4 protein-coding genes are annotated in these 7,208 nt (G+C 59.5%); 3 read left to right on the top strand and 1 reads right to left on the bottom strand.

Going from position 1 to position 7,208, the window contains the following annotated elements:
- The coding region (locus J2X67_RS27610) for a hypothetical protein (protein ID WP_309958196.1) at positions 1-189 on the bottom strand (189 nt) is incomplete at its 3' end.
- A gap of 144 nt (positions 190-333) precedes the next feature.
- Between J2X67_RS27610 and J2X67_RS27605 the strand changes: the two genes are divergently transcribed.
- The 3 genes from J2X67_RS27605 to J2X67_RS27595 all read left to right on the top strand — a co-directional run bounded on the left by J2X67_RS27605 (position 334) and on the right by J2X67_RS27595 (position 6,815).
- A complete protein-coding gene (locus J2X67_RS27605; RefSeq protein WP_309958195.1) occupies positions 334-5,709 on the top strand; it encodes a hemagglutinin repeat-containing protein in 5,376 nt (1,791 codons plus the stop codon).
- Complete coding sequence (locus J2X67_RS27600; RefSeq protein WP_309958193.1) at positions 5,706-6,125, top strand: hypothetical protein; 420 nt, start codon at positions 5,706-5,708, stop codon at positions 6,123-6,125. The genes J2X67_RS27605 and J2X67_RS27600 overlap by 4 nt, the downstream gene beginning before the upstream one ends.
- A 243-nt stretch (positions 6,126-6,368) precedes the next feature.
- Complete coding sequence (locus J2X67_RS27595; RefSeq protein WP_309958191.1) at positions 6,369-6,815, top strand: hypothetical protein; 447 nt, start codon at positions 6,369-6,371, stop codon at positions 6,813-6,815.
- Positions 6,816-7,208 lie beyond the last annotated feature (393 nt).

The raw sequence follows: 7,208 nt of genomic DNA, 5'->3' as shown, positions 1-7,208 counted from the left end.
GCCACGCAGATCGACGCGGGCACGCTGAACAACATCGGCACCGGCCGCATCTACGGCGATGCGATTTCCATTGCCGCGGGCACGCTCAACAACGAAGCCGAGACGGCCAACGGCGTGACCAAGGCCGGCACCATCGCGGCGCGCGACACCCTGGACATCGGCGCGGGCACCATCAACAACCGCGAGCACGCGCTGATCTTCAGCGGCGGCCTGGGTGCAGGCTCGATGAACATCGGCGGGGCGCTGGATGCCAATCGCAAGGCGACCGGCCAGGGCGCTGTGCTCAACAACCTGAGCGCGGACATCGAGTCGATGGGAGACATGTCCCTCTCGATGGCGCAGATCAACAACAAGGACACGCACATCACGCTGGGGCCGCAGGCAACGACTCTCCAGGTCTACGACAAGATCGGTATCGAGGGCGTGGGCATCTTTGCGCCCGAGGATGTCATCGCCCTTCAGGGGCAGACCTACGTCTGGGCACGCAATCCCGACGGCAGCCAGGGCGCCTTGCTGAACCCCGGCGGAAATGTCTGGGGAACGTGGAAGCACGTCACCACGATAACGGCCGACACGGCCGTCGGCGCCGATCCCGCGCGCATCGTCGCGGGCGGCGACATGAACGTCAACGGGCGCTTGTACAACGAGAACAGCAAGGTACTGGCCGGTGGCACCATCACGGCCAACGACTATGTCGCCGGTGCGCCGCTGACGGGCCAAGTCACCACGCTGGACGTGGCCAATGTGTATGACCGCTTCGGCGTATTCCAGGAAACCATCCCGCTTGCACTGCCGCCACAGCAGATTGCCTTGGGCGGCTATGAGTACACGTCCAACGTCAACGCCACGAACGGCTACAACGCCGGGGCGGCTCCCATCGGCGGTGCAAATGCCAATGCGCAGGCCACCGGCGGCGTCAATGGCGCAGGCGGTGCAGGGGTCATCGTGCAAGTGCCTGCCAATGTCGGCGGGGTTGCACAGACCTCGGGCACTGCAGCCGACGCGGCCGGCGGCGGCAGCGCGGGCGCCGGGCAGACCGTGCCCATGGTCGTTCGCACCAGCGCGCCGAACACCCGCCTTCCCACCGCCAGCCTCTTCGGCATTCACGCCGGGCCGGGCGGCTACCTGATCGAGACCGATCCGCGTTTCACGAACAAGCGCATGTGGTTGAGCAGCGACTACCTGCTGAACAACCTCGGCCAAGACCCGAACAACATCCTCAAGCGGCTGGGCGACGGCTTCTACGAGCAGAAGCTCATTCGCGAGCAGGTGGCGCAACTCACGGGCTATCGCTACCTGGATGGCTTCGACAATGATGATGATCAGTACACCGCGCTGATGAACGCGGGCGTGACCTTCGCAAAGCAGTACGGCTTGCGTCCGGGGGTAGGGCTGAGCGCCGCGCAGATGGCGCAGTTGACCAGCGACATCGTGTGGCTGGTCGAGCAGACGGTGACCTTGCCGGACGGCACCACGCAGCGCGTGCTGGTGCCGCAGGTGTATGTGCGGGTGCGGCCGGGCGACATCGATGGATCGGGATCGCTGCTGAGTGCCGATGCGACCGTCATCAAAAGCACGGGCGACCTTGTCAATACCGGCACCATCGCCGGAAGAACCTTGGTATCGATCGACGCCGAGAACGTCAACAACCTTGGCGGCCGGATCGCTGGAGGCAGCATCGGCATCAATGCCCGCAACGACCTGAACAACATCGGCGCGAGCATCACTGCGCGAGACGCTGCCGTGCTGACGGCAGGGCGCGACATCAACATCCGCACCACCACGCAAAGCGCGAGCGGCGCGGGTGGGCTGACCAGCAGCACCACCATCGACCGTGTGGCGGGCGTGTATGTGACGAATCCCGGCGGAACCCTGATCGCTTCGGCCGGGCGAGACGTCAACCTGATCGGTGCCGCATTGGTCAGCGGTGGCAGTGCCGCGGTGGGCGCCGGGCGCAACATCAACATGGGGACGGTGACCGAGTCCAGCGCCATGAGCAGCGCAGGCAAGCAGACCACGGTAGCCGCCTCGCAAAGCCGCGAGGTCGGTTCGGTCGTTCAAGCCCAGGACAACGTGCGCCTCGCAGCCGGCAACGACATCAACATCCGCGCCGGCGCAGTGGCCAGCCTCGACGGCGCGCTGGTTGCCACCGCGAAGAACGACATCAACCTGACCGCCGGCCAGGCCACCACCAGCGTCACCACAACCACGCAGAAATCTTCCGATGGCCTGTTCAGGAAGAAGAGCTCCAGCACCTTCGACAGCACCACCACCACGGAGGTGCTCTCCAGCAGCCTGAGCGGCAAGGCAGTGGCTGCAGTGGCCGGCAACGACATCAACCTGCAGGCCGCGCAACTCCACTCCGACGGCGCCATGAGCCTGTCGGCGGGCCGTGACATCAACCTCACGACCGCCACCAGCAGCCGCACCGAACTGCACGCCAGCCAGCAGCGCACCAGCAGCACCGCCTTGTCGCGCGCCTGGGCCTTGGCCTCCGATGCCGGCGGGCCGGTCGGCGGTTACGGCAACCGCAAGAGTTCGGGCAACAGCACCAGCGTCGACACCCAGACGCAAGCGGTCGGCACCACCATCTCGGCCGGCAGCCTTCAGACCGTCAGCGGACGCGACACCACCTTGCAGGCGGCCACGGTGGTGGCCGACAGGGACATCACCATGCTGGCCGGGCGCAATCTCACTATCGAGAGCGCCCAGAACACACAGTTCAGCAGCAGTTCGTCGGCCAATGCCAAGAGCGGCTTCATCGGTTCCTGGTCGCAGCCCGGAGTGGGCCATATCAAGGACTTTGGCGCCCAGACGACCAGCCGCACCACCCAGCAGGCCAGCCAGGTGGCCAGCCTCGCGGGTAACGTGACACTGGTGGCCGGCAACGAATACCGCCAGACCGCCAGCAGCGTCATGGCCGCGGGGCAGGCCGGCCCACTCGCAGGCGGAGACGTCAACATTCTTGCGAAGAACGTCACCATCAACGAGGCCTTCAACACCGAGCAGAGCATGACGGTGCAGCGCAGTTCCAGCAGCAAGCTGGGCGGCAGCGCGAGCTTCATGGGCATCAGCACGGACACGCTCAGAGGTGGCTCCAACACCATCAAGGCCATGGGCGACACCGGCGATGGCCGCATGCAGGCCCTGGGCGCCGTCAACCTGGCCATGAGCGGCAAGCAGGCCTACGACGCGGCCAGTGCGCTCGCAGGCGGAGCCGGCGGGCTGAGCTACGGCGTGAGCGTGAGCGCGAGCCGCAACACCAGTCAGGCGAGCAGCTTCAGCACCGCCAGCGAAGCCGTGGGCTCCAGCGTGGTGGGCTCCAACAACGTCAACATCGTGGCCACGGGCGGCGGCAAAGAGTCCAACATCCGCGCCGTGGGCTCCACCATTGCGGCGGGCAACACCGTCAACCTGGTGGCCGACAACGACGTCACGCTGGAGGCCAGCAAGAACACCGCTGCGACGGTCGGCCAGAACTCCAGTCACGGCGCCAGCGTGGGCGTGACCTTCGGGGCCGGCGCACAGAATGGCTTCAGCATTCAGCTTGGCGTGAGCAACGGCAAGGGCAGCAACAACCAGAACGGGGTCAGCTACAACGCCACCCAGGTCAGCGGCAGCAAGGCCGTCAACATCAGCTCGGGCGGCGATCTGAACATGCGCGGGGCCACGGTCGAGGCCAACCGGGTCACGGCCGACGTGGGCGGCAACCTGAACATCGAGAGCCTGCAGGACGCGAGCGTGGGCCAGTCGCGCCAGAGCAGTTCGGGCTTCAACCTGAGCCTTTGCATCCCGCCGATCTGCTACGGCGTGGTGGCCACCGTGGGCGCCAGCGCGGCCGGAGCCAAATCCAATGGCGTCTTCATCAGCCCGGCCGTGCAGTCGGGCATCAAGGCCGGGGATGGAGGCTTCGACGTGAAGGTGGCGGGCAACACCGACCTGAAGGGGGCGGTGATCGAGAGCACGCAGGCGGCCATCGATGCCGGCAAGAACAGCTTCAGCACGGGCGGTTCGCTCACCCTGAGCGACCTGCAGAACGTGAGCCAGTCGAGTGGCAGCAGCTATTCGGTCAGCGGCAGTGTGGGCATCGGCTACACCACAGCGCCGCAGGCTGCGACGGCAACGACACCCGCCACGGAAATGAACTCGGCGTGGTCGGGACCGAACAGCCGGCCCGGCGGCAGCGCGGGTGTGGGCAGCGTCAGCGGCAGCAACCAGAGCAGCGTCACGTGGTCCGGCATCTCGGGAATTGCGGGTGACCAGAGCGTGAGGACTGGGGACAACCGAAGTGCGGGCACCTTGGTCAAGGACTGGAACACGCAGGCCATCATCACGGACGTGCAGGCGCAGGCGCAGATCACGCAGCAGTTCAACCAGAACGCGGCAAGGGAAATCGGCACCTATGCAGACAAGAAACAGAACGAGTTGAAAAACACCGATCCTGAAGAAGCGGCCAAGTGGGCGGAGAAGGGGGAATATAGGGTTGCATTGCATACCGCAGCAGGCGCACTCGGCGGAGGCGTGGCCGGCGCATTGGGAGCTGGCGCGAGTGCAGCCCTCATGCCACGAGTCGGCGAAGCGATCAGCGAAATGGGATTGCCAGCACCGGTGGCGCAAGCTCTTGGCGCGGTGACGGCGGCTGTGGTCGGAGCCGCGGCAGGAGGAACAGCTGGGGCGGCCTCTGCCTACAGCGTGGACGTTAACAACAGGCAGCTTCACCCAACAGAAACAGTTTGGATCAAGGGCAACGCCGCGGGCTTCGCTGACGTGCTCTCCGAGAAACTCGGCCGCCCCATTACTCCAGGCGAGGCCGCAACATGGTTGACGATGGCGGGCGAATCAAGCGTCGATCTATACAACCAGACCACAATTTCAAACAATCTGGGAAGTTTTGCGAGCGAAGAGTACCAAGCCTTTATAACGGCCAAGGCATTCATTTCCCAGAATGCAAAGAATACCTTTGTGGATTCGGAGGGGCGTACGCAACAGATTTTTGCTGCAACATCGTCGGATTTCAGAAATCCACTTGTTTATAGCCAATACAAGAACAATCCTGAATATCGGGATTTTTACTGGCAAACTCGCCAGATAAATCTCAAGCCTGACAATCCAACACCTACGGAAAAAACAATTTATGATGAGCGGCAAAAGATTGTCGCTCAACAAACACTGACGGATTTAGCGCTAGTGGGCGTTGCCGTGGGCGGCAGTGTAGTTGGAGCGAAACTGATAAATGGGCGAATTTTGCGCGAGGCTCCGCGAGGTGGTACTGTAGAATTATTTACAGACTCAAAGGGACCTCAGATTAGCGGCGCTGTTGGTGTTGGGCCTACTGATCCTTCTGCTATTGCGCCTGATGCCCGAAGTATGCCGAATATCCGAAGCAACAGCCAGGCGACAGTGGTTGCAAATAATCCATATATTCCCAGGGAGGCCGGGGGCACATTTTCGATGATGGACTATTTGCCTGAAGCAGCTCGTATTACCCAGCCGGGCGGCATGGTTGTTGTAAATGGAAATCAAGCTAACAAGTACTTTGCAAACATGCCAACTCCCGCGCAACTAGATAATCTTGGATTGGAAATTAAATACCAGGGGCCATTGCTCCCTGAATATCAAGGACTACCATTTGCGACCACGCAGGGCAAACCGATTGCCCCTGCAACAATGCAAACCGTTGTTTTTGTAAAGAAAACAAAGCCGAAATGAAAATCATTGAAAACTGCTGGGATGAAATAAATGCATCGGAATGCGATTATGGGGCGCATTTATGCCTTAATTCTGTTGCAAAGATCTATGTCAACAATTGGCTTGATGTTGGATCCGATTTGTTTGACCTCTTTAGCCGAAAAAATGAAGAAGGATTTGTTGGCCATTGCCTTCTCGTTTTTCGCGGGGTTCGGGAGTTTGATTTAGTTGCTCACCAGTACGAGCAACGAAACGAAGGTATTTTTTGGGGGGATCGCGTGGTATTTCGCTACGAAGGACAAGGAAGCAAAAACTTGAAGAAGTATCACTTGAGTGGTGGGCTCCATGGCTTTTCAGCATCTGTTTCCATTGTCATTGAAGCAGAGCAATTCGCCCTTCATGTTCTTGATAAAAATGAGCCAGGAAGAGGGTCGTAATTGGGCTGCATGCACCGATTTTTCTGAACTGCCTTCATTGAATCAATATTCCGGAGCTGCGCAGAATTTTGTGGTTAGTCACCAATAGGTACCCTTGCAAAGACCGCAAAAAGGGCGCCATACTTCTCTATTAGTCCGAACACATTCGTTGTTTGCACGGCTGACGGGGGTTCCAAGAACGATGTTCAGGCCAGATCCGGCGGCACACGGCTTTCCATCGAAGCTTGATTTTTGAAATTCAAAATGAATGACAGTAAATCGCTATGCCGTGTCTGTGGCTTCGACTGTTTTCCATTTCTTCCTTGGGGCGAGGACGGGAATACTCCTTCGTATGCTTTATTCCAAAATTGCAATGTTGAATTTGGATACGAGACTCTACCGATCAAGGAGTCGACTCGTATCGACAGGCGCATTTTATTTCCCGCCCCCAGGAGGGTGATGAGAGTATTTAGCATTGTCGCCAACTCGTTGATGGGCAATGAAATTGCGCGTCAAGAGCTGGATGTGCGTGCATTGGAGGCGATGGCGATGAAGGTTGATTTTGATGCTCTGAAAGAGCATTCACAAATTGATATCACGCAGGGCACTTGGATTCTAGACCAGTTGCGCACCGGAAATCTGCGCTCGACCCGCAAGTGGCATCTTTCGGGTAACTTATTGGATTTGTTAATCCATAAAAGGCTTATATGAGGTTGAGAAAATGCTCGGGCATTGCTCTTGCCCATCCTTTGTACTTTGAGTTGGTCGATGATGGGGGATTCACGCTATTGGATGTTCATTTAAATGAATTAGAAAAAATTATGATTTCAATTGAATCTCGCGTTCTTGATTTTAATCAATTCATGGAGTTGCCGAATGATGCGCGAGATGGGTTGCTAGTCGATTTCAATTAATTCTGATTCCAATAAAAGAAAAACCATGAAGCTGTCACACATTTCCCCTCACCGCATCGCTGCGTTCACAGCTCTCTCCGCAGGCCTCCTCCTGTCCGGCTGCGCCACCAAGCTGACCCAGCCCATCACCGGCTACACCTGCTGCAACCTGCGCCCCGACTACGGCTGGGTCTCCAGCACCAACATGCTG

The sequence above is a fragment of the Variovorax sp. 3319 genome (assembly GCF_031456585.1).
Lineage (GTDB): Bacteria > Pseudomonadota > Gammaproteobacteria > Burkholderiales > Burkholderiaceae_C > Variovorax > Variovorax paradoxus_P.
The sequence above is the reverse complement of the archived record's forward strand: the minus strand, read 5'-3'. Positions and strand labels throughout refer to the sequence as shown.

Coding starts and splice junctions, on each gene's coding strand:
- J2X67_RS27600 (WP_309958193.1), top strand. CDS start 5,706: ATGAAAATCATTGAAAACTGCTGGGATGAAATAAATGCATCGGAATGC.
- J2X67_RS27595 (WP_309958191.1), top strand. CDS start 6,369: ATGAATGACAGTAAATCGCTATGCCGTGTCTGTGGCTTCGACTGTTTT.
- J2X67_RS27605 (WP_309958195.1), top strand. CDS start 334: ATGGCGCAGATCAACAACAAGGACACGCACATCACGCTGGGGCCGCAG.